The sequence below is a fragment of the Neobacillus niacini NBRC 15566 genome, from assembly GCF_001591505.1.
In the GTDB taxonomy this organism is placed as follows: Bacteria; Bacillota; Bacilli; order Bacillales; family Cytobacillaceae; genus Neobacillus; species Neobacillus niacini.
In genome coordinates, this window is sequence record NZ_BCVA01000007.1 from 147,071 (window position 1) to 173,178 (window position 26,108).

Genomic DNA, 26,108 nt, shown 5'->3' on the forward strand with positions numbered 1-26,108 from the left:
AAAAGACTAAAGTAAGTTTGAATGGAGGATAAAAAATGGAAAGCGAATTACTGAAATTTGATGTAGCAGAGTTAACTCATATGGAAATCTATACACCGAATCCGGATGGAACGGTATGGTTTTTTAAAGAAATCTTAGGAATGACAGAAACAGCAAGAGTGGGGCAATCTGTTTATCTCCGAGCTTATGAAGATTCCTACCAACATTCTCTTAAAATAACCGAGAGAAATGAGCCGGGTTTAGGGCATATGAGTTTTCGAGCAAGTTCCAAAAACGCATTGGACAGACGTGTACGTGCTCTTGAAAAATCAGGCGCGGGTATAGGATGGATTGATGGTGATTTTGGTCATGGTCCAGCGTATCAATTTGTAACACCAGATAACCATAGGATGGAAATTCTATGGGAGATAGAAGAATATCATGCACCAGAAAGTGAAAGAACTGTGTTGAAAAATCGACCACAAAAACGCCCAACGAAAGGGTATCCGGTTCGTCGTTTAGACCATGCCATGTTGATGTCTAAGGATGTAGCCGGTAACAAAAACTTATTTATGAATGAACTTGGCTTTAAGTTAAGTGAACACATTTTGAAAGAGGATGGAACGGATCTTGGGATCTGGCTAAGGGTGACGAATACCGTTAATGAGTTGGTGTTTACCGAAGATGATGGTACGGATGAAAAAGGACTAGGAAGACTTCATCACTTTGCCTTCTTGTATGGAAACACACAAAACTTATATGAGGTAGCAGAAATATTAACGGAACACGGGTTAGAAATTGAAGCGGGTCCATTTAAACATGGAATTAGCCAAACAACGAGTCTCTATGTTTATGAACCAGGCGGGAATCGTGTGGAACTTTATGGTGACCCAGGATACCTAATCTTTAATCCTGATTGGAAGCCAGTAACGTGGTCGAAAGAAGAAGTAGAGAAAGCCATCATGTTCTTTGGCTCACCTTTACCAGAATCATTCTTTAAAAAGGGCACTCCAGCAGTTAAATCTTCTTTATTTTCAAAATAAAAAGATTTAGACTTTACTAATAGGATCCATTCCATAAAAATGGGGTGGGTCCTTACACTGTTTCTATCAAGATTTGTAATTGAGAAGGAATTATTGAATAGAAAGGAAGGTTTCAAGTGTCTAATAAAATTCAACATTTTGCCGCTAAATTGGCGCAAGCTGAAGCTACCCGTGTTGGCATAGATCCGATCACTTCCACCAACCCGGACATCACGGTTAATGAAGCTTATCACATTCAATTGGAAAATATTAAAAAGAAGGTAAAGGAAGGAAGAAAAATTGTCGGTAAAAAGATCGGTTTAACCTCTGTGGCTGTGCAAAAACTGTTAGGTGTTAATGAGCCGGACTATGGACACCTATTAGACACGATGGTGATTGAAAATGGAGGTAACATCTCATGCGAAACCATGATTCAGCCAAAAGTAGAAGGTGAAATTGCCTTTATTTTGAAACATGATTTAAAAGGTCCGAATGTAACCGTTCTTGATGTACTGCAAGCTACCGATTATGTGGTTCCAGCTTTGGAAATTGTAGATAGCCGAATACAGGATTGGAAAATAAAGCTGCAAGACACCGTTGCAGATAATGCTTCATCTGGATTTTATGTATTAGGGGGCAAGCCTACGAAAATTACCGATATTAATCTTGAATTAATGGGCATGGCTCTGTATCAAAATGGTGAAGTTGTCAACACCGGTGTCGGAGCGGCCGCACTCGGAAATCCTGCTTTATGTGTTGCATGGTTAGCAAACCGATTAGCTGATTATGATATCCCTCTTAAAGCAGGTGAAGTCATCCTTTCCGGTGCACTTTCAGGTATGGTAGTGGCAAAACCAGGGGATACGTTTACCGCAAGATTTGCCCATTTAGGGCAAGTGAGCGTAAACTTTAAATAATGACGAACCATTTGACCGAGCAAGACTGGTATTTCTAAGGAGGAAAAAGTGATGGCTGTTGAAGTTTTTAAAGATATTGCTGATTACCTGGTAGCAGCAGAAGTTGAAAAACGTGAAGTGGTAAAGGTAACAAATACAATGAAACCTGATTTAACGGTTGAGGAAGCTTATCAGGTACAGGAATTGATTGTACAAAGAAAAGTAGACGAGGGTCACAGAATTATTGGACCTAAAATGGGTTTAACAAGCAAAGCAAAATGGGATCAAATGGGCGTATCGGAGCCCATTTACGGTTATGTATTTGATTATATGCTGGTTAATGATGGAGGAGTATTACCTTTCTCAGATTTAATCCATCCTAAAGTGGAGGCAGAAATTGCCTTTCTCATTGGGGAAGATATTGAGGGGCCAGGGATTACAGGAGCACAGGTTCTGGCTAAAACACAGTATGTATTACCTGCTCTTGAGATCATTGACAGCCGTTACGAAAACTTTAACTTTACATTAGCGGATGTGGTTGCAGATAATGCCTCTACATCTAGAGTCGTTTTTGGGAATGCACTTAGAAAACCAAGTGAGTTTGAACTAGAATTAATAGGGGCAACTCTATCCATTAATGGTCAAATAAAAGAACTGGGGGCTGGGGCAGCTGTTTTAGGCCATCCTGCCAATGCCATTGCTGTGCTAGCAAATATGCTTGCGAGAAAAGGAGAAAAAATAAAAAAAGGGGACATTATTTTGTCAGGTGCCTTAACAAGTGCTGTAATGTTAAGTATTGGAGATTTTGTTTCCGGTAAGTTTGATGGTTTAGGAGAGGTTACTTTCTCAGTTGGAGAATAAAAACGTTACACTAGGGTGAGATCAAATTTAGAAAGGGGAATACCGTTGCCGATAATCCAAGTTAATCTAATCGAAGGCAGACCGCCTGAAAAAATAAAAGCTCTTATTGAAAATATCACAGACACCGTTGTGGAGACCTTAGATGCCCCACGAGAAAGTGTACGAGTATTAGTAACTGAACTCCCAAAAACCAATTGGGGAATCGCAGGAGTACCAGCGTCTGAAAGAAAGTAGCAAAAAACAGCTAGATTAAGATAGGTTGAAAAAAATATGGATTAACCGACATCTGATTAGGAGATGTAGGTTTTTTCATATTATTTTTACCATAGAGGTAACTTGATGTATAAAAATGGTTTAATACATTTAAAGTTGTGGTAAACATCCATAAAGATGGGAGATGATCGAATGGATGAACAAAAACAAAGTTACTATATCAATATTCAATCTTATGAAATTTTCAAAGGACCTTACGAGGGAGAGTGGGATTTTAAAATTGAAGCGACAGAATCTCAAGTAAGTGTCCTTGAACGACTTTTTAATCGAATGGATGAAACGGATTGGGAAAGTTATTTTCGTTCACATATTCCTTATCTAGAATATCATCATCAGCCTCAAAATAAGGAATATGACCAGCGCATACTTTGGGTCTATTCGATGCTTTATGAGTTAGGTGATGAAAAAACCCGAGCACATATTAGGGAAATGGGAATTCTAAATGTAGATAGTCATTAGTGGATTTTGATGATAGGTGGCCTAAAAAAAATAGTAGGGTTAAAAGATAGTTTAACTGAATGCATAGAAAGCCCATCCGACTAGGATGGGACTTTTCTGTTTACTTTATAAAAAGTAAAAATGTTACGACTATTTATTTTATTATACACATGGTAGAATGTAAAAAAAATAAAACCGCTTTTATTCCCGTGTCAGATTGGAGTGCATTTGTATGAGACTCAATGAATATAAGAATTTGTTGGATATAATTGATAAAAGAACGGGCATAGAAGAATATTTAATGCAGAATCCAGAAAAGGTTCTGAAAAATCCTAAACAACAACCTTACTTTCTTGGAAATAAGTTAGACAATAACAACAGGAAAATTATTATGGATAAAGATGAGGAAGGTATTATTACATCCTATCCTAATAATGAACTCAAAACCAATAAGTTTGCCATAAGAAGAAAGACAAAATACATACCTATATTAAAACATAAACATGAATACATCGAAATCGTATATGTGTTAGAAGGCAGTTTTATTCAAGAAATAAACGGAAGACAGATTGAGATGAATAAAGGGGATCTATGTATTTTAGACAAAAATGTCTTACATAGTTCATTACCTTTAAGTGATTCTGACATGGTTGTCAATATTATCTTGACACCGGAATTTTTTGATGGTATTTTTATGCATTTATTGTCCGATGATAACTATATTTCCAATTTTATTATCAATAGTCTTTATTCTAAGAGCAAGGTACAAAATTTTTTAATACACCATGTAAAAAACGATTCTGTCATAAAGATGATTTTAGAGAATCTTCTACTAGAATATTATTCAATAGAAATTAAATCTTCAGCGGCTATTAACGGCTATCTCTTAATTCTTTTTACAGAGCTTTCAAGAGAAATTACTAGTAATACTGGAGAACTTATCAAGCATGAACAACATAAGATAAAGGAAAAAATTTCAATTTACATAAGAAATAGATATAAAGAAATCACTCTTACAGAAATGGCAGATCATTTTCATTTTCATCCAAGTTATCTAAGCAGTCTTGTAAAAAGAGAATTTGGCAAAAATTTTAAGGATTTACTGACGGATGTTCGAATGTCAGAAGCCAGCAATTTACTTGAAAATACAGATATGACAATTGAAAATATCGTGTTTGAAGTAGGTTATACAAACTATAGTCACTTTTATAAAGTTTTTAAGAAAACATACAGTATGACTCCAAATCAATACAAAACAAGTATAATAAATAATAGAAATTTAAAAGCAAAATACTGATTTTGTCTTGTTTTAACGGCGCTAAAAGATATTACGAAAATCGCATACAACAAGAGAATATTAATCTCATAGTAAAGAAACTCCAGCCGAATGGTGGGAGTTTTTTGCATCTTTGTGCACAAATAAAATGTTCAGTTATTAAAAAAATCTACACCTTAATAAAACATATAGGTGCCTAAATAATTAACATTACTAACTATTAAGAAAATTTGTAAAATTGGTATAAGTAAGCACTTTACTAACAGGAGGAGATGATTCAATTAAAAGTACAAAATGTTTCACAAAGAAAAATAGAAAGGGAGAGAGAGATGTTGTTATTCAAAATTAATTTTAAAAAGTCGGCACTATTTATGCTGACAATCTTACTGGTATTTACGCTTGTTATACCAGGTGTAAGCGCTGAGCAAGCGGAAAAAAGCAATCTAAAAAGCACAGTAGTTAATTCAGGTAGAATGGTTGAAAACATTGATAATGATTGGACATTCTATAAGGGTGCTCAAGGCGTAGAGGAAAATTTCAGTGCTATTAATTTTAATGATAGCAGTTGGCAAAAGATAAGCCTTCCTCATACTTGGAATGCAGAGGATGGTAGTGGAATCGCGAAAAATTACGAAGGAGATGGATGGTACAGAAAGCAACTAGATATTCCGGAAACCTATAAAGGCAAAAAATTGTTCTTACAATTTGAAGCTGCAAACAAAGAAGCAGAGGTATTTGTTAATGGTAAGTCTGTACATACCAACATAGGTGGCTATCTTGCATTTACGGTTGATATTACAGACTATGTAAGCTATGGACAAAAAAATATTTTAGCCGTAAGAATAAACAATGAAGTAAAAGATTCAGCACCACTTCAAGGAGATTTCACCTTTTTTGGTGGTATTTACAGAAGTGTAAATTTATTTGTTATGGATAAAACCCATATTGATGTCGAAGATTTTGGCTCAAGCGGTGTATATGTGACCATTCCAAATGATAAATCTATCGAGGAAAATGCTCAAGTAACACTTACAGTACCAGTTAAAGTAAACAGTGGTGACGTAGAAGGCAAATCCAACTCTATAGAAGTTAGAGCTGAAATTAAAGATGCAGAAGGTAAGGTCCGTTCAAGAACAGAATTAAAGGCTGATGGGAAAAAGTTAAAATCTGCAGATGTTTCAGGAGATAGCTTTGATTTTAAAGGTACAATGAAAGTAAATAATCCACACCTTTGGAATGGAACAAAGGATCCTTATCAATATACAGTTGAAGTTAAGGTAACAAGAAAAGGTGAGTTAATTGACCAGGTAAATGAAAAAGTAGGGTTCCGTTATTTCTCCGTTGATCCTGATAAAGGATTCATCCTAAATGGAAAAAGTTACCCGCTCCATGGTGTTAACATCCACCAAGACAGAAAAGGTTACGGTAATGCAGTACCAAATGAGGTCAGGGCTGAGGATTTTGAACTAATTAAGGAAATTGGTGCTAACACTCTGAGAGTAGCACACTATCCGCACTCACAGTATGTTTACAATAAGGCTGATGAAATGGGGTTGGTGGTTTGGGCTGAAATGCCATTGGTAAACACAATGTCACTAACAGCAGAATTCTCAAACAATGCCGAAAAGCAATTAACTGAGATGATTAAACAAAACTATAACCATCCATCCATTGTAACATGGGGTCTTCAAAACGAATTTGGAGGAAACGGCTTCTATACTAGCAGGAACGCTAGTGAAAGTCTTGCAGAGCAGTATGCTGCGGCAACGCAATTGATTGAGCGTTTGGCAACGAAGGCAGAAGAATTAGATCCTAACAGACCGACTACTCACGCTATTCAGGGGAATAATTCCCGTGATCCTGAGGGGTACAAGGAAGTTTTGGATAGACATTTGGCTTGGAATGAAAGTGGAAGTATAGATGTTGCTTCTTTTAATACCTATTTTGGTTGGTATTATAATAAAGCTGGGGATTTAGCAGACTATCTTGACACATTACACGAAAAGCATCCAAATGTTCCACTAGGTATTTCAGAGTATGGTGGCGGAGCAAACCCTTATCAACATGACGTAATTGATGAAGCCTTTATCAATAACTGGAACAGTGCAGCTTCTCGTGGTCCATGGCAGCCAGAAGAGTTTCAAAATTATCTTCATGAAAGTGCATGGAGTATCATAAGTGAACGTCCTTGGTTATGGGCAACTCATGTCTGGAATATGTTTGATTTTGGCGTTGCCGGTAAAAATGAGGCAACAACTCCAGGGATTAATACCAAGGGTCTCGTATCACATGATCGTCAGCTTAAGAAGGATGCATTCTATTTCTATAAAGCCCAATGGAATAAAGTAGACAAATTTGTCTATATCACAAGCAGAAGATATTCTGAAAGGGAAGAAAGTATCACACCTGTAAAGGTTTATTCAAACCTGGAAGAAGTGACTTTAACTGTAAACGGTAAGGATTACGGTACGGGAAGAATCCAGCAGCCAGGTGTATTTATTTGGGACGCTGTAGAACTAAATGAAAGTGGAAATGTAGTAATTGCGTCAGCTAAGAAAGCAGATGGAACGAATGTAGCAGATACTGTTACTACTTGGAAGGTTGTTAAATAATCTTCTAGAAATTGATTAGCGTTAACATCTTAAAAAAGCTGGTATGATGAATTTATCATGCCAGCTTTTACTTTAATTAGGCATACAAAAGAGCTGTTATTTGTTTAAGTCGTTTATTTGTCCTTGCTTATTTCTAACGAATGATGCCGCAATTGCTATAATTCCGAACCCTATTATCTTAATAGTTATATTGCCTAAGTAGCTTATATCCTCAATTGTTGTTGCCGTTAAAATAGAACCGATAAGAATAAATGGAATGGCAATTAGCAACCTCAATTTTTCAATCCACCCCTCTAAAAATAGGTTTAAGATTAAACCAGCTTACGTTTTGTATGTTTTAGTTTATGACAATGTTATTAATTTGGAATATTTTGTTAACTGAAGTTTATCATATAACGTGTCAGTGGAGAACTTTGAATGTTTGTTTTCCGTAATATCAAATTGTTTAAATTAGCACGAACTCTAAAATTCATTTAGTTTGGTGAAAAAATACATATTAGAAACTGGTCTGGTGTTACTATACAAGCAAAAAATGCTGCCGGTCATACTTTTTTACTGCATCCTAGATTTTTATGCTTGTTTTGAACTACCATGCAGGAGTAGTTGAAGAAGGAACTTTTACAATAGGTGTCGAAATGTTATGTAACCCAATAATTTCCTACTGGTAGGTGTTTAATAATGAATATCTTAATAAAGGAATTACCTGAAACTGAAGTAGCGTTTATTAGACGGACGGGGAGTTATTTTGAACCGCAAGAACACTGGGAAAAGCTGGTTCAATGGGCAATTAGCAATGGACTATACCCTCCTCAGCAATCATTTATCGGAATATCATTAGATGATCCTGAATTGGTTGAGAGCAAGGATTGCCGGCACGATGCTTGTGTTACAATTCCTGAGGGTTTTGATAAAGAGAAACATAAGGATATGAAATTCAAGAAGTTGAATGGTGGGCAATATGCATTGTATTCCTATTATGATACACCTGAAAAGCTGAAGTCTGCTTATCAATTTATGTTTGGGAAATGGCTGCCAAATAGTGATTATGACGCAGATTATGAAAGATTTAACCTAGAGTTTAATATGAATAATCCTTCCGAAGATCCAGAAGGTAAATGTAAAGTTGATTTATTTGTACCAATTAAAAAAAGAATATCTTGAAATCTTAGGCTTCAACTAACAAAAGTGTCACCAACGTTTGTACTGCACCCCAAAAGTTAGAGTGAAATCTGACTTTTGGGGTGTTTTTTATGGCTAAATATAGTGAAGAGTTTAAGCTCATGGTTGTAAAAGAATACAATGAGGGTACTTTAGGACATAAGCTTTTAGCCACAAAGTATGGGGTAAAGGCACATTCACAGGTTAAAAGGTGGATTGATGTATATAAGAAATTTGGGAAGGAAGGATTAAAGAGGAAGAATCACAAGGAAACTTATTCTGTTCAATTCAAGCTGGATGTATTAAGCTTTATGAAAAGAACAGGTTCTTCAGAAACGGAAACGGCCCTTCATTTCGGGTTAGCTAACCCTCCTATTATTGGTTCATGGAAGAAATCTTTTATGGAGGGGGGAACTGAAGCCCTGGATAGACCGAAAGGACGTCCACCTATGTCTAATAAAGCGAAGAACGGAAAAAATAAAAAACCGGCAGAAGTAAAGGAAATGACGTACGAACAAAAGTTAGAAAGAGAAAACGAGCTTCTTCGTTTAGAGGTAGAATACTTAAAAAAGTTGCGAGCTTTTCAGATGGATCCGGAGGGCTATCTCGAAAAGCACAAGCAGCGTTATCATTCGAACTCAAATAAACCTTCAAACTAAAAGATGTTTTACAAATAGTCGGCATTCCTGAATCCTCCTACCATTATCATATTAAAAACATGAAGAAGGAGAATCCAGACCAAGATTTGGAGGAAATTATTAAATCTATTTTCGAAGAACATAACGGAAATTATGGTTATCGTCGTGTTCATTTAGAATTGAAGAACCGTGGAATCAAAGCGAATCATAAGAAAGTTCAACGCATTATGAATAAGCGTGGGCTCAAGGGAAATAAGTTCAGGTTAAAATCACGTAAGTATAGCTCTTACAAAGGATCGACGGGAACTGTTGCCAAGAACCTTATCAATCGCCGCTTTAAAACGAATGTGTGTCATCAAAAATTAACGACAGATATTACAGAATTCAAGTGTTCGGACAGTGTAAAACTATATCTAAGTCCAATTATGGATATGTTTAATGGTGAAATTCTATCATACGGGATAAGTATGCGCCCCACCTTAGAATTAGCGCTCAAACCTCTTGAGGAAGCTCTAGAAATTGTAAAAGATTCAAAGTTTAGAACTACTGTACATTCTGATCAAGGATGGCATTATCAACATAATAAGTGGGTATATGCACTCAAAGAAAACAAGGTGTTCCAGAGTATGTCGAGAAAAGGAAACTGTTTAGATAATTCACCAATGGAGAACTTTTTCGGTTTACTGAAACAAGAAATGTATTATGGGGAAGCACTGTGCTCTTTTGAGGAGTTAAAAAAGAGAATTGAAGAATATATCAACTATTATAATAACAAGCGTATAAAGCAAAAATTGGCAGGTATGAGTCCGGTTCAATACCGAATTCATACCAACCAATTAGCTGCTTAATATAAAACTCTCACTTTTGGGGGTCACATCAGTTTAAGTGTTTAATATAGAGTTGGAGTTGGAGGAGAACAATGGAAGTTAACAATATCTCTTAAAGCAACCGAATATTGATTCCATCTTCCGCCGAAAAACCTATAGCCATAAGCTCTTTGATGCCCGACAGTCGTCAAATAAAACCAGAAATTATCGCCGTTTCTAAGCCACAAATATGTGAAACGAAAGATACAATTTTCAAGACCCCAGGTATTCAGGGCAGATGGCATATGTCGTGTATTTTCCAGAATTCGAGGTTCACTCCTTATTAAAATTAGACTTATAACCAAGTTTATGCTCAGGGTAAAAGCTTGGATTGGATATATGCCTAGTAGCCCACCTAAATTCAAATATGATTGTAGAAGTAAATGTCATTATTTAAGGATCTTTCAGGATGGATCGTTTGTGGCGGTCTTTTTTCTTACTATGCTTCTGAGCATTATAGCTAGGTTAAATAATCCATAGGTTCAGCCTGGTTTAGAGGGTTTCTAATAATTGTGCAATATTCGAATTGAAAGATGACCCAAATATTATGGGCATTGTTACTTTACGAAATTTAATTCAGAGTATTTCATTTAATTTCTTAAATTCCTAAATTACATGACATATACCCAAGAACTTTTACCCAAAAACACATAAACTTTACTGTAAAAGTAAATGAGGAGGATGAATGTAATGATTCCTAATAATATTGCTGTAGATACAACAAATGCAAGAATTGGTTTAGGTGGACCAGGCTCAGGTTTTGGCTTTTCACCAGGTCTTGGTTTAGGAGGACCAGGTTCAGGATTTGGTTTTGCACCTGGAATTGGATTCGGAGCTCCAGGCTATCCGCACCACCACTACCCGTACTATCATCATCACTACCCATACTACCATCACCACTACCACCATCACCACTACCCATACCACCACCATCACTACCCTTATTAAGAATTGCTGATAAACTCACCGTCCAAATAAAAATGAACAGAAGTTTCTGTAAAACAGGTGTGTTTCTACAATAGTAGAAACGCCTTTTTCTTTAAGGCGGTGGAGGTTCGTGCTTTTATGGCAGGATACTACATATAATCCCTCTTTAATTCTTTCATAACCTTTGCTGATTTAGGCTCCTCAGATAATACAGATTAATTCTGGGGAACAATTTACAATTAGTCATGGTCTAATTTTGAAAATATTTAACTTAAAGTATAGGGTGCATTGCTTTTTTCTTCTTAAAGTATTGGGCAGGTTAATTAAACAAGGATTAAATAAAGTAAGTTTGCTCAGGGAATGATATAAAAAAATAAAAGGGGTTAGTTTATAATGAAGAAAAAGAAAGTATTTTCCTTAGCTATGATCATCATTCCGTGGCTTTCTGTTTTGTTTATGGATAAAAAGTCATTGTTCAGGTTTTTACCAGTGGCAAGTTTTGTTAATTTATTTATTAGTGTCTTTAGTGTCATCAGCAATAAGAGAAGATGGTGGGTAAATAAAAATCCACTTTCACCAGGAAACGTAGATTTTTCATACATATTAGGACCATATTTTGTAGCAACGTTATGGATTTTTAAACTAACTTACGGTAATTTTCCAAAATATTTTATTACCAATGTTTTACTAAATACTCTTAACGCTTTTCCAATGGCATATGTGTGGGAAAAGGTTGGTACATTTAAATTTAAAAAGATTAATCACATTGGTTGGTATTTTATTTGCATTATACTATCGATTATTATTTACGGTTATCAATATTTAGTTGAAAAGACAATTGTAATTCAAAATAAGATGAAATCTGAATTATAATATCCCTAAAGAAACATTTTGTTCGTCTGACGGTTGCATTTCTTCAAGTGGAGAAGTGTTCTTTTTTTATTGAAATAAAGGGGCAGGTTAGCTCAAGAAGAAAATTCATCGAATAAATAATAATAATTCGGTTGATTCTCTTGTATTTAAAGACGAGGTGTTCCTCTTGGTGAAGCTATTTATAGCGACTGTTATATTAGTTTTTTTAGTTGCCCTAAAAATGCCCAGAAAAAGAACCAGACACGAGTTACTAGCTACAATACAGTTTGCATTATTAATGAATTTTGTAACTGATTTGTATCTTGATTTAAAGTACAAACTTTACTGGTATTTTGATAAAGAGCAAATAGAATGGTTGTACCTATCTGTAGCCCTTGGTGAGGTTGCTGTACTGCTTATTATTTTTAATTATTTTCCCCTGAAATCTAATGCCATTAAGAAATTTTTATATATCTTGGGATGGACCTGTATTCTTGTATTACTTGAATTGTATGCAGTTTATATTAGAGTTTTACATTATGGTGAATGGAACATAATCTATTCTGCGGTGGTTTATTTTATTTCGATGTACATACTTTATTTCGTATTAGACTACACGGCAGATAGAAGAGAAACTGAGTAATAAAGTCGCACTTTCTTCCTAAACTAAAGGATTCGTTGATTCAAGCAGGATTAACGCTTCTTTTATCAACTTTATTGAAGAAACGAAGCAGAATAGTTCAAATTGAGATGCCAGCTTTAAGTCACCCTTGAAAGAAATTACGTATTAGCTATAAGAACTGGCAAGTATAAGAAAAGCACCCATATTTTATGAGTGCTTTCTATTCTCTATTCTGAGTTGAGGATTTAGGTTTATGTAATTTATGGAATAACCAGGTTATAACTTTGGCTATCAAAAGTACAAATACGTATCCAAAAAATAAGTGAAAATAATTAATTTCACCGTACATTCTAAAAAGACCAGTACTTACTAATATAGGCTTTAAAATAAATGCAAATATTGCAGCAGTTATTATAGCGTATAGGTAATAATTTTTATGATTATTTAATGTCCATTGGTAAATGAGCATGAAAGCCACAGGGACCATGGAGGTGTCTAATGAGATGCTTGGCAGTGCAGGTATAACTTGATAAGGGTAATGCCAATACCCTCTATTTATACCGTATATATCGATAAATGTAAAAAAAACATGAACGTTATATCCATAAAAACCAATTAGAAATATTTTACTTCGGTCAATTTTGATAAAAAGAATAACCAATGGGACCAAAAGAATAACAATTAAAACCCAAAACTGCCATGTAGAAGGGTTAGAATAGTCTGTCCAATAATTAATTAAGTAATCGGTATTTTCTTTTCTACCGTATAGAATCTTGTCAAATTCATGTAAACGATCCATTAAAAACTCCTCCCTAATGTTTGCCAATTACAGTTAGAATAACCTATTATATTTAGATTATTAGTAATTAAATAATGAAGATAATGATTCTGCATTTCGACAAATAGGTGTAATAAAAGCAAGTTGCTTCTTCAAGTACGTAGCAGGTTAGTGAATGACAGAAATGGTAATAGGATGTAAAAAGAGGCGAAATAAGGTAATAAATTTAAATATTTTAAAGTGAAACAAGGAGATGGTGATATGTCAGAAGAAGAATTATTCTCAAATAAGGCATCTAATGTTTATGAAATATATTCAAAAATACTCGATTCATTGAAAGAAATAGGACCTTTTGAAACTGAGGTAAAAAAGACATCTATACATCTTTTGAATAAATCTTCCTTTGGAGGAGTTCACCCAAAAAAGAGATGGTTAGATTTTAATTTAGTAACAAACCATCAAATTAAACACGAGAAGATAACTAAGATTGAACAAGTTTCCAAAAACAGATTTCATAATAACTTTAGATTTCATAGTGTAGAAGAACTAAATAAAGAATTTTTAGTTCTTCTGAAAGAATCATATCGATTGATGAGTTAGTTAAGAAGGGATATTTATTATCAATGAAGAGCATTTCTTAGGAATTATATCTGGTCTAAATATTTGGTTTATTATCTGTACTAATAATGCTTCCGATGAAATTTAAAGATAAACGTACTGCTATTATTGGTTCATTTATTAATCGATTTAGGGATAAGGAATTTTGATAGGGTTGTTAATTAGCCTCCAAGATGCATTAAATTACCCGATGCAAGAGCTAAAGATTGAGATTGCTGAGGTGATCTTTTTGATTTTGGACGAAGCATTTAGCTTAGGAGCACATTTCTTCACAAAGTAAAAAAGCAAATTTTTCCAATTTCATTTATAACAGCTTAACGTTGATTCGGGAAAATTGAACCTCGCTACCTGCCAATTGAATTCTTCTTCATCTGGAGATCTTTAAATTAAAATGTTTCCTTTCTTCTAACAAACTCATTAAATTTCGAAACCAATCATTCAATCATCTTTTCGTATAGAAAAACATATTAAGAAACATGCACTATAAAAAATATAAATCATATATAGGTGATATCCCGTTTGAATGCTTGAGGAGGATATTATGAAACCTATGTTACCTAGTGAAAAATATTTCGGTAATTTAGAACTAGTTTATGCATTTTATGGCGCTATGCCTACAGGTGTTACTGTTTCAGAAACCGGTCGTATTTTCATTTGCTTTCCGAAATGGGGAGACGATGTTAAATTTACGGTGGGGGAAATTGTGGAGGATAAATTGCAGCCTTATCCTAATTTACAAACCAATTTGGTTAATCCCGAGAATATCACAATGACTTTCATCAGTGTCCAAAGTGTTGTGGCTGATGGAAGGGGAACGCTTTGGGTATTAGATACAGCGGCACCCAATTTTTCTAAACCTATTAAAGGGGGGGCAAAGTTAGTTGCTGTTGATTTAGAAACCAATACAATAAGAAAGGTATATACCTTTACAGAAGATGTTGTCCTTCCTACAACGTATCTGAATGATGTCCGTTTTGATTTTCGTGTTGGAAAAGCAGGTTATGCCTATATAACGGATTCTTCTTCAAGAGGACCTGGAGCTATTATTGTCGTAGATTTATCAAATGGAAATGCGTTTAGACGGTTAAATGGGGCAAATTCAACTTCACCCGATCCCTATTTTTTACCGAAAGTAGAAGGTCAAATTTTGATGAATCGAAACAAAGACGGTTCAACTTCTCCATTTAGATTGGCGTCTGATAGTCTTGCGATTTCTCCCAATGGGAAGACATTATTTTTTGCTCCACTAACCAGTCGTCATTTGTTCTCGATCTCAACAGAAGCCCTGAGAGACAGAACGATACCGGACATGGATTTACCTTATCATGTGGAGTATTGGGGAGAAAAAGGTGCGTCTGATGGAATGATCACCGATGCAAAGGGAACTGTTTATGCTGGGGACTATGAAAATAACAGTATTCGAAAGATATTGCCGAATGGAGCAATGGAAACCATCGCACATGATCCAAGAATACTATGGCCGGATACTTTTTCAATTGGCCCTGATGGATACTTATATGTCATTGTAAACCAATTACATCGGCAGGCCAGATTTCATTATGGAAGAGATTTACGAGAAAAACCTTATAGTTTACTTCGTATGAAAATTGGCGAATTACCTGCTCCTGCCTTTTAAAAATATTGGTCTACTTCCTTCACAGCAGTAGGCCTTTTAGAGGTTATAAAGCTACTCCTAGCCTTATTATGGATAGATTGCGGCTCCTCTGAAAGATCATAAACCCATGTTTAACTCTCTTTCTTAAATAAGTTTTTATTCTTTACAAATAGCATGAATGGCACTGGTCGTCTCCGCATTGACAGGGACGAGTAGAAAGAAAATGACGAATATTTTCTAGATCAAGGTATACCTGAGCAACCACTGAACAATTAACTATATGGTGGCGTATAAAGGTCAATTCAATAAAGAAAAAAGGTGTCTCTTTTGAGGAAGAATACGCTTCTGTGTCGTAAGTAAACTACTTTTTTCACACCTTTTTTTACTATATTTGTAATGAACAACATAAACATTCTATAGAACAAAATTATCTCTATAGGAGGTTTCCATGGATCAAAAGGCTCAAAGTCGTCAATTAGACCAAATAAAGCAAATGCAAGAAATGTTTAAAGAGAACATGAAAATTCAGCCTTATCCCATGTACCCTAACTATGGGAAAATCACACGTTACCAAGAAATTCCGATAAGTTTACCTGAACAGCGCCAGCTGCGCCATCCCGGAGTGGAAAAATTAATGGTTCCCCTTCCAATTATTGAAAATCCTAACTATAAAGGGAGTGGAAAGTTATCAGGAAAAGTAGCACTTATTACAGGGGGTGACAGTGGTATTGGTGCAGCAGTAGCAATTGCGTTTGCTAAAGAAGGCGCAGATGTTGCTATTTCATACTTAGATGAACATGAGGATGCAAATAGAACAAAAACGAGGATTGAACAACTCGGACAACGTTGTTTATTAATGCCTGGTGACTTGCGGGACAAACAACAGTGTGTCTCCATTGTAGAACAAACAGTAAATACGTTTGGACGTCTCGATATTCTTTGTAACCACGTTGGTATCCAATTTCAACAGCTAAGTCTGCTAGACATTACAGATGAACAATTCGATGACACCTTCAAAGTTAATATATACTCTCATTTTTACACAACAAGGGCAGCGCTTCCTCATTTAAAACCGGGAAGCTCAATCATTGGCACTTCTTCAGTGGTGACGTATGTAGGTGAGCAGCAAATGATTGATTATACGGCCACAAAAGGCGCAATAGTTGGCTGGACACGTGCCTTGGCTAAAAATGTCGTGAAACAAGGGATCCGAGTCAATGCCGTCGCCCCCGGCCGAATTTGGACCCCACTTATTTCAGCAAGTTTCTCGTCAGACCAAGTGGCTGTTTATGGAGCATTTAATCCAATGGAACGAGTTGCCCATCCATTTGAACTCGCACCAACCTTTGTCTATCTTGCTTCTGATGATTCTCGTTTTGTTACTGGTCAAGTTCTTCATGTTGATGGGGGAGAATCCACAAATTCCTAATGGAAGGGGTTTACAATTTTGAGATTTGAATTTAATCCAGAAGTAAAGTTATTGCTAGTAAACCATTCAAATGAAAAAGTAACGATGGTCTATATGGAGGATTCCTGGCCAATGTCTAAAATTGCACTTAGACCACCATATTATTGCTACCCAAGTTACGAGCTGAATTATCCAAAAATCTAAATAATAGCACTTGACACTTGCATTTTTAGGGGTGAAATTTAAAAATGCAAGTGTCAAGTGTATAAAAATATTTTTTTGTATTTTGAGCTATTATTAGAATTCAAAAGGGTACAAGCACCATCAAGGGAAGGGGCAGGTTGTATAAAGTATGACTTGCACCAATCTGAAGACCAAACTTTTGATTTATTTGAAGTGTGGAAGGATGAGGAAGCGCTGGAACGCCATATTCAGTCTACTCATTATCAGGAATACAAGAACAATATTGCAGACCTTGTATTAAATAGAGAAGTCTATAAGCTGAACATAATGGAATTAGTTCAAAGATTAAGTTGCGGAATAGTCGAACCTGCAATTTGCAGGTTTTTTAGTGACCTTTTTTAAGTGGGAGCTTCTCACGGTATCTCCCTTCCAAACAAATGATTTGATTTGGAAGCACCAGATAGATAAGATAGTAATATCGCGAATTACCGATTTGGCGTGATACTTGAGATCATCTATCCAGCTTCCATTGGGATAGTGATAATCGATATAGAAAGAGGCAAATGACATTGAAGCAGGAAATGGAACGCTTAAATGATGAGCAAGCCGTTGAAATTTTTAAGGCATTGTCGAACCAGACTAGGGTGAGCATTCTTCAAATGTTAAAAGATCCCAACAGTCATTTTTCACCGCAAGCCCATATTATTGCTGATGAAGGATTTGAAGGCGGGGTGTGCGTAGGGGATATCCGAAGCAAGGCCGGGATTTCGCAATCCACTACTTCACAGTATTTATCGATTCTGCTGCAAAGCGGACTGGTTGAAATGAAGCGAATCGGACAATGGACGTATTATCGCCGTAATGAGGAGACGATTAAAAAGTTCGAAAAATACATTGGTACAAAAATTTAAGGAGAATTGAAGTGAGTTTATTACAGCATCGAGCATTTAACAGGTTGTACCAACAGGATAAAATGACGCTTGGTTTCGCGATTCCGACGGCAAGGATGTCCAAATATCCGATTATGGAAAATCAGCTGTCGCTTGCCCGCAAAATTGAAGACCATGGTTTCGCGGCATTGTGGCTTCGGGACGTTACGATTCAGAATTTGAATATTGATGATAATGGTCAAATGTATGATGTATGGATTTATTTGACCTATCTTGCAGCCCATACCAAGGATATTGCACTTGGGACGGCGAGTGTGGTCCTCCCGCTGCGCCATCCTGTCCGAGTGGCAAAGGAAGTATCATCTATTGACCGGTTGTTTCCCGAACGACTGATCATGGGAGTGGCTTCAGGAGACCGGGATAAAGATTTCACAGCTTTGGGAATATCCAAGCTCGAAAGTGGAGGGCTGTTTAAAAAGAATTATGCATTCCTTGAACAGCTGTTAAAGGAGGACAATCCGACAATCAACAGCGATTTAGGCATCATGGATGGAACGGATATGAGAATGATCCCCAAACCTTTTTCTGCGATTCCGACCATGGTGACAGGATTCAGCAATCAAGCGATTGAATGGATCGCCCAGAATGGGGACGGCTGGATCCAGTACCCGAGGATTATCCCACATCAAACTCAATTGATTAATGAGTATCGCAAGTTGTCGGAAATTCACGCCCCAGGAGTGTTTAAACCTTTCACTCAGACTCTATTTATCGATTTATCGGAAAATCCCGATGATGCTCCTGTTCCGATTCCGTTAGGATTTCGTGTAGGGCGTAAACAATTATTAGAAATTCTATATCAATTTCAATCCATTGGTGTCAATCACCTGGCATTTGTATTGTATTTTTCAAAGCGCCCTCCCGAGGAAGTCATACAGGAGCTTGGAGAGTTTGTGCGGCCTTACTTTCCGACTCATGAAATTCCAGTATGAGATTTGTTTTTAAAAAATTGATAAGGGAAGAAGATGAACTTATGTCTAAACATGCAAATAAACTAAACGAAATTCCATTCTCGGTGCTTGATCTTTCGCCGATAACAGCCGGAAGTACTCCAGCCGAGTCTTTTCGCCATACATTGGAGCTCGCACAGCTTACTGAAAAACTTGGTTACAACCGTTTTTGGCTCGCTGAACATCATAATATGCCGTTTATCGCCAGTTCCGCCACTTCTGTGGTGATGTCCCATGTGGCGGCCGGTACATCAAAAATCAGGATTGGTTCAGGAGGAATCATGCTGCCGAATCACGCACCGCTCGTCATTGCTGAGCAGTTTGGCACTCTTGAATCATTATATCCTGGGCGAATTGATCTTGGTCTGGGGCGGGCACCTGGTACAGATCAGGGGACCGCTCGTGCATTGAGACGCAACTTGGGAAGTACCGGAGATGACTTTTCTGAGCAATTAGCGGAACTTCGCGGTTACTTTGATCCATCCCTGGCACAAGGGAACCCTATAAAAGCGATTCCAGGTGAAGGTTTGAATATTCCAGTCTGGCTGCTGGGTTCAAGCGGCTTCAGTGCGCAGCTGGCCGGAGAACTAGGTTTGCCATTCGCATTTGCCGCCCATTTCTCGCCACTTAACACTCTGGGTGCTCTACAGATCTATCGCAAGGCGTTTAGGCCTTCGAATGTTCTCGATAAGCCATATGCGATGGTGGCATTGAATATCATTACAGCAGAAACGGATAAAGAGGCAAAGCGCCTTTTTACAACAATACAGCAGCAATTTTTGAATTTGATGAGTGGCAACCTTACACCGCTTCAACCACCGGTAGATGACATATCCGAAGTGGCCAGCAGCTACCAATTAAAGGCTCTCGAGCAGCAATTAGGCTCATCGATTGTTGGCAGCCAGCAGACGGTAAAGGACAAGCTGCATACATTTTTGGAGGAGAGCCAAGCAGATGAAATCATGGCCATTGCCCAAGTTTACGACCACAAAGCTCGCCTGCATTCATACGAGCTTCTGGCAGAAATTACAAAAAGCGAAAGGTAAAAAGGAGGACATCAGCAAGGAAACCTTTTTGATTTTTCTAGGGAATTGAATATGGATGAAACCGTGAAATCATGTTATGAGGTTGCTTACAGGAATCCTTAATTTAAAAGATAAAAGTTGTTAGAATAGGAGACAATGATATGAACTGCAAAATTAACCGAAATGCTGCTAAAGTGCTGAAACAAATGTTGGAAAGTGAAGAGGCTGAAGGGAAAATGGTTCGTGTTTACGTTACATTGGACCATGGGGACCATGCCCATTATGAAGTAAAACTTGATACGCCCACGGACCATGATGAAATTGTGAAAACAGACAAAGGCATTGATGTTTTACTTGATAAAAGGGAACCGTTTTTAGATGGGGTTTGGATCAAATATTTCTATGTGCCGGAAGCAGGATTTGACATCACGAATTCTTCCAAAGGGCATCACCATCTTTAAACACGTAACAGAGCATACTAAATGTTTTTATACCTTCATATATCTAGCAGTATCATATACTAAACACAGTAGATTACTTGTATTAATTGTATTTAATGAGAATAATACCAACGATGTTTTATAATTTTAAATTAATACTTCAAAATGAATTTCAATACAAAAAATGTTTTAAGAAGGAAGGGTTTTTACTATGTCATTAAATGGTAAACGAGTAGTTGTTTTAGGGGGTACTTCTGGTATTGGTTTAGCAACTGCCAAAGCGTTTCTCGATCAATCTGCTCAAGTGATCATTGCCAGCCGTTCTGTTTCCAAATTAAATGAAGCAAAACAAGTTCTTGGTGGCAATGTAGAAGGAAATGAAATCGATTTTCGAAGCGAAGAAAAAGTAGCAGAATTTTTCAGCAAGGTTGGTAAATTTGACCACCTTGTGGTAACAGCCGGAGAAGGCGCAATGGGGCACTTTAGCGAATTGCCTGTGGCAAGTGCTAAAGAGGCGTTTGATAGTAAGTTCTGGGGGCAATATATTACCGTCCGTTCAGCACTTCCATATTTAAACAATGAGAGCTCGATCACCTTAACCTCTGGTGTATATGGCGTTCGTCCTCCTCAAGGCGCTACTACGTTAGCGGCAATCAATTCAGCCATTGAAGGATTGGTTCGAGGACTTTCTGTAGACCTAGCCCCTATTAGGGTAAACGTGGTTTCACCTGGAATTGTAGACACTCCAATTTATGCTGGAATGCCAGATGATCAAAGGCAAGCACTGTTCAACGGCATTGCACAACAGCTCCCTGTTGGACGTATTGCAAAGCCGGAAGACATAGCTGAAACCTATGTATACCTTGCTAAAAATGGTTTTACTACTGGTACGGCTGTTCTTATTGATGGTGGAGCCCGCCTAGTATAATGGCCTAAATGGATGTTGAACGGAAGCTTATCATCCTGCCAAGCAGCTGTTCTAACTAAAGCAGAAATAAGGTAAGAATTAAGTGATATACTGGTGGCAATACTGCAAAAGAGTATTGCCACCTTTTTTGTTAATAAGTACAAAAAAAAACAAAAGGAAGTGTTGATTTTTAATGAGTCTACATGACGAAAATAAATTAACAAAAATAAAAAATTCCCTTGAAAGTCGTGTAGTTACATTGCCTGATGGAACTTCTCTGCCAAGAATAGGACAAGGAACCTGGTATATGGGAGAAAATCCTCAAATGAGAGAAAGGGAAATCAAAGCTTTACAACTCGGAATTGAATTAGGCATGAAACTTATAGATACAGCTGAAATGTATGGTGATGGCGATTCTGAACAGATAGTAGGTGAAGCTATTAAAGGACGAAGAGATGAAGTATTTTTAGTATCAAAGGTTTATCCTCATCATGCAGGATTAGATATGATTGCCAAGGCGTGTGAAAACAGTCTAAAAAGGCTGGGAACAGATCATCTTGATTTGTACCTTTTACACTGGCGAGGACGTGTGCCATTAGCAGAAACCATTGAAGGAATGGAAAAGTTACGCAAGGAAGGAAAAATAGTAAGGTGGGGAGTCTCCAATTTTGATTCCGATGATATGAAAGAGTTATGGAACACCACTAACGGAAAAAATTGTATGATTAATCAAGTATTATATCATCTTGGTTCAAGGGGTATAGAGTTTGATCTCTTACCATGGCAGCGAGAACATCACATGCCTATTATGGCATATAGCCCGCTAGCTCAAGGAGGTACTTTAAGAAGACAACTGTTAACGGATGCAACCATTTTAGAAATTGCAGAAAAGTACGCTGTACAACCCTTACAAATCGCTCTTGCTTGGACAATCCGGTCTAACAATTGTCTAGCTATTCCAAAAGCTGTTCAAGAAGAACATGTACTAGCAAATGCGGAAGCTGCTCTTATTGAATTAACAAAAGAGGATTTAAATAGACTTGATGAAGTATTTCTGCAACCGACTAGAAAAATGCCTTTGGACATTTTATAGAAATATTGTGGATAGACAGGAGAGAAGGGATTGAATTTGTATGTCTTCAGAGGTATGGGGAAAATATACTCCATGCAGAGTAGAGGAGGCTCCCGGCCTAGGATTCTGAAGTAAGTAAATACACTGACTAGGCCGATGGGTAATAACATATAACAGAAAAAGACCTTCTCCCACTACTTCTTTTGTGTTAACAAGAATAAGACTACCACAGGGTGGTCGTTGCTATTTTAGGTAACACATTCGCCGTATTGTCAGTTAGGAAGTCCTGCTGGCTTAACTAAGACTAGTTTTTAATAATCATTCCGGGATACTCCCACAGACCAAGCTGCCCTTTTGCAGGAATAAACTCCTTTAACGTGCGCATCCCTTCCACTTCCCAGGCATAACCGCCTACCCGATAATCACCTAACAAAAATTCAATACCGGAAACAACTCGCCCATCTTCCAGTACCGCCCCAGTTTCATTGCTTTCAACCACTCTTATGCAATTTTTTAGTTCACAGACGCCAATGATCACACCTGTCGGGAGCTCTTCTCCTGAATATCCGTGTTTTTGGAGTAGCTCCTGGACCCTCGGGTAGGCGCAGGCGACCTTGTCCGGTTTTTTGCTCGTATGAATCGCTAATGGACCTCGATAGTTGGTTCTCCATGTCCTCGTTTCATATTTGGACTCGCCAAGGACAAACAAACTAGCCCAGGGCTGAATCATGGATAGAATTTTCATTTAGCTCGTCCCCAATCAGAAAAATGTATGACTAGGGTCCCCTTACCGAAGGAAAGTATACACTTGCTTCGTTACATTCATTTAAATTTGTAACGGGTATGGGATCTTCATATTTGTAAAAATCGGGGGACGAAAGTTTCGATTAAGCAATCATTACCAAACATATGAATTTATGATCATCAACATTGTTTGTGACTACAGCTCAAAAGTTAAAACGTATACTTTTTTAGCGGAAAAGTTTCTGTAAAATGTCCCTTATTAAGGCTTAGGCTTCGGCACTCTACCATCATCATTAGCGGCTATGGAGTAGGGAATCGGCGATTTAGTCCACTTACCCGGCTTCATAGACAAATTTAACCGGCCATTCTTAAATAGAAATGGCCGGTTTTTTTGTTAATGTATGTTTTAAAAGTGGGAAGGCTTCTTCTTTAGATACCCTTTTGACTAGGAACAGTTTATTTGGTGAGTGTTAAACAGTTCCTAGGAATTTTTTATAATGTAGGTAAGTTCAATGCTGTATTGATATTATTTAAATCCAAACTGATCTGTTCGTTTGTATCCCAAGCATGGTACCATCCTTTTTCTACCATATATGCGGATATTTGTTCATGCATATCAATTGCTTCCACTAAATGGCGAGTGAGCATTTCTTTAATTTCCGGTGTTCCTGATTCTGTTACTGCCATGGCATAATTTCTAACTCCACTTTTAGCTGAAATCAGTAGGTCCATTGCAACGACTTGATCCGATAGTCCGTCCATGCCAGTTAAAGTTTCAATGATTGGATTCATGTTCATTCATCTCCTAATTTACTGCTTAGCGTTGGAAAGGATAGAAGCATATTCTTGTAATTGCCTCGTTGATACATCAATGTCTTGCAGCATAATATCTTTTAATAGCTGATCTGTAACTAACACTTTCATCGTTTTGGATTTAGTTAAACAAGTGGTCTTAAATGCAGCCATCTCATGGACCTCAAGAACTTCATGTAAGGCGTAGTTCATTTTTTATACCTCCTTCCTTAAGGTTTCAACACGACTTTTATACAATCATCCATTTTTGTGTCAAAAATCTCATAGCCACGCTTTGCTTCACTAAGTGGAAGTACATGACTTACGACATCTCCTGGATCAATTTTTCCGGTCGTAACTAATTCAAACATATATGGCATATAGTGGATGACAGGTGCTTGACCGGAGCGGATATTGACATTTCGCTGCATAATATCTCCAAGAGGGAAACCATTATATCTGCCGCCGTAAACGCCAGTAATTTGAATTGTCCCGCCTTTACGCACTGCTTGTGAAGCCATGATAACCGCACTTAATGCTCCGCCATGAAGCTTCATTCCGCTTGCAAGGAACTCCATATCAGTCATTTTACCGTCCATACCAACGGCATCAATGACAACATCAGCGCCGCCTTTGGTGATTTCCTTCAGGTAATTTCCTACATTCTCATGGTCCTCAAAGTTAACAATTTCTACTTTGTTGGTGCGCTTGGCGTGCTGCAGGCGATAATTGACATAATCAACGGCAATGACTCGCTTTGCCCCTTTTAGCCAACAGAATTTTTGAGCAAAAAGACCAACCGGACCACAGCCAAGAACAATAACGGTATCTCCATCCTTTACACCTGCATTGTCAACAGTCCAAAAACCAGTAGTCATCGCATCGGCAATAACGGCTAACTTTTCATCTGGTTCTTCACAAGTCTCTGGAATTTTGAAATGAGTAAAGTTTGCAAATGGCACTCTTAAATATTCAGCTTGCCCACCTGGATAGCCACCCGTCGTACCAGAATATCCGAAATAGGCACCCATATCACCATTATCATTTGAATTATCACATTGGCTTTCTAAATGGTTTTTACAATAATGGCATTCACCGCATGCTATATTAAAGGGAATAATGACTCGATCTCCCTTTTTCAGTTTAGTCACGCCTGAACCCACTTCTTCGACGATTCCCATTGGTTCATGGCCAATAACATAGTTTTCTTGCAGGTTAGGAATCATGCCATGAATCAAATGTAAATCAGACCCACAAATAGCTGTACTCGTTACTTTAATAATCATGTCATCTGGTTTTTCAATCTTTGGATCTGGAACTTCTTTGACTACAACATTTTTAATACCTTGATAGGTTACCGCCTTCATTGGTTACATCCTCCAGTGTTAGTGTTCATCAGGTGTTCGATCAAACATACCTTTTCTATTGGTCTCAACAGGAAATAGATTCATTTTGCCAATCATCAAAGTATTGTTGGCAGAGAGTTGGTCTAATTGATATTGTTCACTTAATTCGTATGGATGGAACCATTTTTTACTAATCATTAAATCTGTAATTTCTTGATGCATGGCAATCCCTTGCATTAACTGGTTTCGTAAGAGGGTTCTAACATCAGGTGACGCGGACTCCGTTAATGCAACCGAAATATTGCGCACACCTTCTTTGGCACGAAGAAGTAAATCCATCGCAAATGTGGTATCTGCTAACTCTGGTACGTGTAGCGAGTTTATAGGGTCTAAATAGTCATTGTTCAATGAATTTGCCTTCCTTTCAATTTATTATTGGTGTTGGCCGGTTTTGAGGAACAGGCGCTTCAAAAGGTGCACGTTGATAAACTGCCTGTAATTCTCCAAGTGCTTGCATGGATTGTTCAACATCTTTTTGCATTAATGCTCTTAAATCATCATCAAATACCAGCCCTTGCATAAGTTTTGATTTCGCTAAGCAAAGGGTTTTGAAATTAATAACTTCATGTAAATCCAATGATTCATGATCGGCTAATTTTTGATTATCCATTCTATTTAACCTCCTTATTCGTTAATACAATCAAATGTATTGTTTCAAAAATAAGAGGGAAACATTCCTAAAGTTTTTTTTTATAATTGGTATGTTATCTTAAATGGTTGGATTATTTATTAAGCGGGGGAAATTCAATTATTGTGATTGCTGAGGACGATTGCTGCTTCCATTTTTTCTTGTAGCAAAA

At 37.2% G+C, this 26,108-nt stretch carries 31 protein-coding genes; 24 read left to right on the forward strand and 7 right to left on the reverse strand.

What is annotated here, in order from left to right:
• Positions 1–35: 35 nt before the first annotated feature.
• The 13 genes from BANA01_RS08895 (at position 36) to BANA01_RS08960 (ending at position 12,441) form a co-directional block, all read left to right on the forward strand.
• Positions 36–1,022 (forward strand): catechol 2,3-dioxygenase, encoded by a 987-nt coding sequence (locus BANA01_RS08895; RefSeq protein WP_063252706.1) that lies wholly within the window; start codon positions 36–38, stop codon positions 1,020–1,022.
• Between the two features lie 116 nt (positions 1,023–1,138).
• Positions 1,139–1,918 (forward strand): 2-keto-4-pentenoate hydratase, encoded by a 780-nt coding sequence (locus BANA01_RS08900; RefSeq protein ID WP_063252708.1) that lies wholly within the window; start codon positions 1,139–1,141, stop codon positions 1,916–1,918.
• Between the two features lie 51 nt (positions 1,919–1,969).
• On the forward strand, positions 1,970–2,758 hold the full coding sequence (locus BANA01_RS08905) for a 2-keto-4-pentenoate hydratase (RefSeq protein ID WP_063252717.1): 789 nt from the start codon (positions 1,970–1,972) through the stop codon (positions 2,756–2,758).
• Positions 2,759–2,773: 15 nt separating this feature from the next.
• On the forward strand, positions 2,774–2,992 hold the full coding sequence (locus tag BANA01_RS08910; RefSeq protein ID WP_326161085.1) for a 4-oxalocrotonate tautomerase: 219 nt from the start codon (positions 2,774–2,776) through the stop codon (positions 2,990–2,992).
• A 171-nt stretch (positions 2,993–3,163) separates the two neighbouring features.
• Positions 3,164–3,490 (forward strand): hypothetical protein, encoded by a 327-nt coding sequence (locus tag BANA01_RS08915; RefSeq protein ID WP_063252721.1) that lies wholly within the window; start codon positions 3,164–3,166, stop codon positions 3,488–3,490.
• 211 nt (positions 3,491–3,701) lie between these two features.
• Positions 3,702–4,766, forward strand: coding sequence for an AraC family transcriptional regulator (locus BANA01_RS08920; RefSeq protein WP_063252723.1), 1,065 nt, complete (start codon positions 3,702–3,704; stop codon positions 4,764–4,766).
• A 251-nt stretch (positions 4,767–5,017) separates the two neighbouring features.
• Entirely contained in the window at positions 5,018–7,357 is a 2,340-nt protein-coding gene (locus BANA01_RS08925) for a glycoside hydrolase family 2 protein (RefSeq protein ID WP_063252725.1), read from the forward strand.
• A gap of 678 nt (positions 7,358–8,035) precedes the next feature.
• Entirely contained in the window at positions 8,036–8,518 is a 483-nt protein-coding gene (locus BANA01_RS08935) for an AraC family transcriptional regulator (RefSeq protein ID WP_063252728.1), read from the forward strand.
• Between the two features lie 89 nt (positions 8,519–8,607).
• The gene (locus BANA01_RS08940; RefSeq protein WP_063252730.1) at positions 8,608–9,174 is read left to right on the forward strand and encodes a transposase; all 567 of its coding nucleotides are present in this window, start codon (positions 8,608–8,610) and stop codon (positions 9,172–9,174) included.
• A gap of 50 nt (positions 9,175–9,224) precedes the next feature.
• Positions 9,225–10,001, forward strand: coding sequence for an IS3 family transposase (locus BANA01_RS08945; protein ID WP_235847092.1), 777 nt, complete (start codon positions 9,225–9,227; stop codon positions 9,999–10,001).
• Between the two features lie 708 nt (positions 10,002–10,709).
• Positions 10,710–10,967: a hypothetical protein gene (locus tag BANA01_RS08950; RefSeq protein WP_063252734.1), complete on the forward strand. Its 258-nt coding sequence runs from the start codon at positions 10,710–10,712 to the stop codon at positions 10,965–10,967.
• Positions 10,968–11,339: 372 nt separating this feature from the next.
• Complete coding sequence (locus BANA01_RS08955; RefSeq protein WP_063252736.1) at positions 11,340–11,819, forward strand: hypothetical protein; 480 nt, start codon at positions 11,340–11,342, stop codon at positions 11,817–11,819.
• A 220-nt stretch (positions 11,820–12,039) separates the two neighbouring features.
• A complete protein-coding gene (locus tag BANA01_RS08960) occupies positions 12,040–12,441 on the forward strand; it encodes a CBO0543 family protein (RefSeq protein ID WP_305802703.1) in 402 nt (133 codons plus the stop codon).
• A gap of 199 nt (positions 12,442–12,640) precedes the next feature.
• On the opposite strand, the gene BANA01_RS08965 is transcribed toward BANA01_RS08960, so the two are convergent.
• Entirely contained in the window at positions 12,641–13,219 is a 579-nt protein-coding gene (locus BANA01_RS08965) for a CBO0543 family protein (protein ID WP_063252740.1), read from the reverse strand.
• Between the two features lie 240 nt (positions 13,220–13,459).
• Here BANA01_RS08965 and BANA01_RS08970 point away from each other — a divergent pair, with 240 nt between their 5' ends.
• The 11 genes from BANA01_RS08970 (at position 13,460) to BANA01_RS09015 (ending at position 22,387) form a co-directional block, all read left to right on the forward strand.
• The gene (locus BANA01_RS08970) at positions 13,460–13,798 is read left to right on the forward strand and encodes a DUF5655 domain-containing protein (protein ID WP_063252741.1); all 339 of its coding nucleotides are present in this window, start codon (positions 13,460–13,462) and stop codon (positions 13,796–13,798) included.
• A 559-nt stretch (positions 13,799–14,357) separates the two neighbouring features.
• On the forward strand, positions 14,358–15,452 hold the full coding sequence (locus tag BANA01_RS08975) for an L-dopachrome tautomerase-related protein (RefSeq protein WP_063252743.1): 1,095 nt from the start codon (positions 14,358–14,360) through the stop codon (positions 15,450–15,452).
• Positions 15,453–15,879: 427 nt separating this feature from the next.
• Positions 15,880–16,860 carry an SDR family oxidoreductase gene (locus BANA01_RS08980; protein ID WP_063252745.1) on the forward strand — a complete coding sequence of 327 codons (981 nt, stop codon included), beginning with the start codon at positions 15,880–15,882 and terminating at the stop codon, positions 16,858–16,860.
• Between the two features lie 18 nt (positions 16,861–16,878).
• The gene (locus BANA01_RS29850) at positions 16,879–17,043 is read left to right on the forward strand and encodes a hypothetical protein (RefSeq protein WP_169803669.1); all 165 of its coding nucleotides are present in this window, start codon (positions 16,879–16,881) and stop codon (positions 17,041–17,043) included.
• A 57-nt stretch (positions 17,044–17,100) separates the two neighbouring features.
• Positions 17,101–17,424 (forward strand): putative quinol monooxygenase, encoded by a 324-nt coding sequence (locus BANA01_RS08985; RefSeq protein WP_082799447.1) that lies wholly within the window; start codon positions 17,101–17,103, stop codon positions 17,422–17,424.
• A gap of 179 nt (positions 17,425–17,603) precedes the next feature.
• Complete coding sequence (locus BANA01_RS08990) at positions 17,604–17,933, forward strand: ArsR/SmtB family transcription factor (protein ID WP_063252786.1); 330 nt, start codon at positions 17,604–17,606, stop codon at positions 17,931–17,933.
• Positions 17,934–17,944: 11 nt separating this feature from the next.
• Complete coding sequence (locus BANA01_RS08995; RefSeq protein WP_082799448.1) at positions 17,945–18,904, forward strand: TIGR03571 family LLM class oxidoreductase; 960 nt, start codon at positions 17,945–17,947, stop codon at positions 18,902–18,904.
• 41 nt (positions 18,905–18,945) lie between these two features.
• Positions 18,946–19,968 carry an LLM class flavin-dependent oxidoreductase gene (locus BANA01_RS09000; protein WP_063252790.1) on the forward strand — a complete coding sequence of 341 codons (1,023 nt, stop codon included), beginning with the start codon at positions 18,946–18,948 and terminating at the stop codon, positions 19,966–19,968.
• Positions 19,969–20,108: 140 nt separating this feature from the next.
• Positions 20,109–20,408, forward strand: coding sequence for an iron-sulfur cluster assembly accessory protein (locus tag BANA01_RS09005; protein ID WP_063252747.1), 300 nt, complete (start codon positions 20,109–20,111; stop codon positions 20,406–20,408).
• A gap of 190 nt (positions 20,409–20,598) precedes the next feature.
• The gene (locus tag BANA01_RS09010; protein ID WP_063252749.1) at positions 20,599–21,315 is read left to right on the forward strand and encodes an SDR family oxidoreductase; all 717 of its coding nucleotides are present in this window, start codon (positions 20,599–20,601) and stop codon (positions 21,313–21,315) included.
• Between the two features lie 172 nt (positions 21,316–21,487).
• Complete coding sequence (locus BANA01_RS09015; protein WP_063252751.1) at positions 21,488–22,387, forward strand: aldo/keto reductase; 900 nt, start codon at positions 21,488–21,490, stop codon at positions 22,385–22,387.
• Between the two features lie 283 nt (positions 22,388–22,670).
• On the opposite strand, the gene BANA01_RS09020 is transcribed toward BANA01_RS09015, so the two are convergent.
• The 6 genes from BANA01_RS09020 to BANA01_RS09045 all read right to left on the reverse strand — a co-directional run bounded on the left by BANA01_RS09020 (position 22,671) and on the right by BANA01_RS09045 (position 25,918).
• A complete protein-coding gene (locus BANA01_RS09020) occupies positions 22,671–23,111 on the reverse strand; it encodes an ASCH domain-containing protein (protein WP_063252752.1) in 441 nt (146 codons plus the stop codon).
• Between the two features lie 491 nt (positions 23,112–23,602).
• Entirely contained in the window at positions 23,603–23,902 is a 300-nt protein-coding gene (locus BANA01_RS09025; protein ID WP_063252754.1) for a spore coat protein, read from the reverse strand.
• A gap of 18 nt (positions 23,903–23,920) precedes the next feature.
• Positions 23,921–24,115 carry a hypothetical protein gene (locus BANA01_RS09030; RefSeq protein ID WP_063252755.1) on the reverse strand — a complete coding sequence of 65 codons (195 nt, stop codon included), beginning with the start codon at positions 24,113–24,115 and terminating at the stop codon, positions 23,921–23,923.
• A gap of 17 nt (positions 24,116–24,132) precedes the next feature.
• Positions 24,133–25,269: a zinc-dependent alcohol dehydrogenase gene (locus tag BANA01_RS09035; RefSeq protein WP_063252757.1), complete on the reverse strand. Its 1,137-nt coding sequence runs from the start codon at positions 25,267–25,269 to the stop codon at positions 24,133–24,135.
• Between the two features lie 18 nt (positions 25,270–25,287).
• Complete coding sequence (locus tag BANA01_RS09040; protein WP_063252759.1) at positions 25,288–25,656, reverse strand: spore coat protein; 369 nt, start codon at positions 25,654–25,656, stop codon at positions 25,288–25,290.
• Between the two features lie 16 nt (positions 25,657–25,672).
• Positions 25,673–25,918, reverse strand: coding sequence for a hypothetical protein (locus tag BANA01_RS09045; protein ID WP_026576192.1), 246 nt, complete (start codon positions 25,916–25,918; stop codon positions 25,673–25,675).
• Positions 25,919–26,108 lie beyond the last annotated feature (190 nt).

Excerpts from the sequence above, each read along its gene's own strand:
- BANA01_RS08920 (WP_063252723.1), top strand. The coding sequence starts at position 3,702 with ATGAGACTCAATGAATATAAGAATTTGTTGGATATAATTGATAAAAGA.
- BANA01_RS08990 (WP_063252786.1), top strand. The coding sequence starts at position 17,604 with ATGGAACGCTTAAATGATGAGCAAGCCGTTGAAATTTTTAAGGCATTG.
- BANA01_RS09035 (WP_063252757.1), bottom strand. The coding sequence starts at position 25,269 with ATGAAGGCGGTAACCTATCAAGGTATTAAAAATGTTGTAGTCAAAGAA.
- BANA01_RS08915 (WP_063252721.1), top strand. The coding sequence starts at position 3,164 with ATGGATGAACAAAAACAAAGTTACTATATCAATATTCAATCTTATGAA.
- BANA01_RS08935 (WP_063252728.1), top strand. The coding sequence starts at position 8,036 with ATGAATATCTTAATAAAGGAATTACCTGAAACTGAAGTAGCGTTTATT.
- BANA01_RS08975 (WP_063252743.1), top strand. The coding sequence starts at position 14,358 with ATGAAACCTATGTTACCTAGTGAAAAATATTTCGGTAATTTAGAACTA.
- BANA01_RS09005 (WP_063252747.1), top strand. The coding sequence starts at position 20,109 with ATGAACTGCAAAATTAACCGAAATGCTGCTAAAGTGCTGAAACAAATG.
- BANA01_RS08950 (WP_063252734.1), top strand. The coding sequence starts at position 10,710 with ATGATTCCTAATAATATTGCTGTAGATACAACAAATGCAAGAATTGGT.
- BANA01_RS08965 (WP_063252740.1), bottom strand. The coding sequence starts at position 13,219 with ATGGATCGTTTACATGAATTTGACAAGATTCTATACGGTAGAAAAGAA.
- BANA01_RS08905 (WP_063252717.1), top strand. The coding sequence starts at position 1,970 with ATGGCTGTTGAAGTTTTTAAAGATATTGCTGATTACCTGGTAGCAGCA.
- BANA01_RS08940 (WP_063252730.1), top strand. The coding sequence starts at position 8,608 with ATGGCTAAATATAGTGAAGAGTTTAAGCTCATGGTTGTAAAAGAATAC.
- BANA01_RS08960 (WP_305802703.1), top strand. The coding sequence starts at position 12,040 with ATGCCCAGAAAAAGAACCAGACACGAGTTACTAGCTACAATACAGTTT.
- BANA01_RS09030 (WP_063252755.1), bottom strand. The coding sequence starts at position 24,115 with ATGAACTACGCCTTACATGAAGTTCTTGAGGTCCATGAGATGGCTGCA.
- BANA01_RS08980 (WP_063252745.1), top strand. The coding sequence starts at position 15,880 with ATGGATCAAAAGGCTCAAAGTCGTCAATTAGACCAAATAAAGCAAATG.
- BANA01_RS09010 (WP_063252749.1), top strand. The coding sequence starts at position 20,599 with ATGTCATTAAATGGTAAACGAGTAGTTGTTTTAGGGGGTACTTCTGGT.
- BANA01_RS08955 (WP_063252736.1), top strand. The coding sequence starts at position 11,340 with ATGAAGAAAAAGAAAGTATTTTCCTTAGCTATGATCATCATTCCGTGG.
- BANA01_RS08895 (WP_063252706.1), top strand. The coding sequence starts at position 36 with ATGGAAAGCGAATTACTGAAATTTGATGTAGCAGAGTTAACTCATATG.
- BANA01_RS09020 (WP_063252752.1), bottom strand. The coding sequence starts at position 23,111 with ATGAAAATTCTATCCATGATTCAGCCCTGGGCTAGTTTGTTTGTCCTT.
- BANA01_RS09015 (WP_063252751.1), top strand. The coding sequence starts at position 21,488 with ATGAGTCTACATGACGAAAATAAATTAACAAAAATAAAAAATTCCCTT.
- BANA01_RS09045 (WP_026576192.1), bottom strand. The coding sequence starts at position 25,918 with ATGGATAATCAAAAATTAGCCGATCATGAATCATTGGATTTACATGAA.
- BANA01_RS09000 (WP_063252790.1), top strand. The coding sequence starts at position 18,946 with ATGTCTAAACATGCAAATAAACTAAACGAAATTCCATTCTCGGTGCTT.
- BANA01_RS08970 (WP_063252741.1), top strand. The coding sequence starts at position 13,460 with ATGTCAGAAGAAGAATTATTCTCAAATAAGGCATCTAATGTTTATGAA.
- BANA01_RS09025 (WP_063252754.1), bottom strand. The coding sequence starts at position 23,902 with ATGAATCCAATCATTGAAACTTTAACTGGCATGGACGGACTATCGGAT.
- BANA01_RS08925 (WP_063252725.1), top strand. The coding sequence starts at position 5,018 with ATGATTCAATTAAAAGTACAAAATGTTTCACAAAGAAAAATAGAAAGG.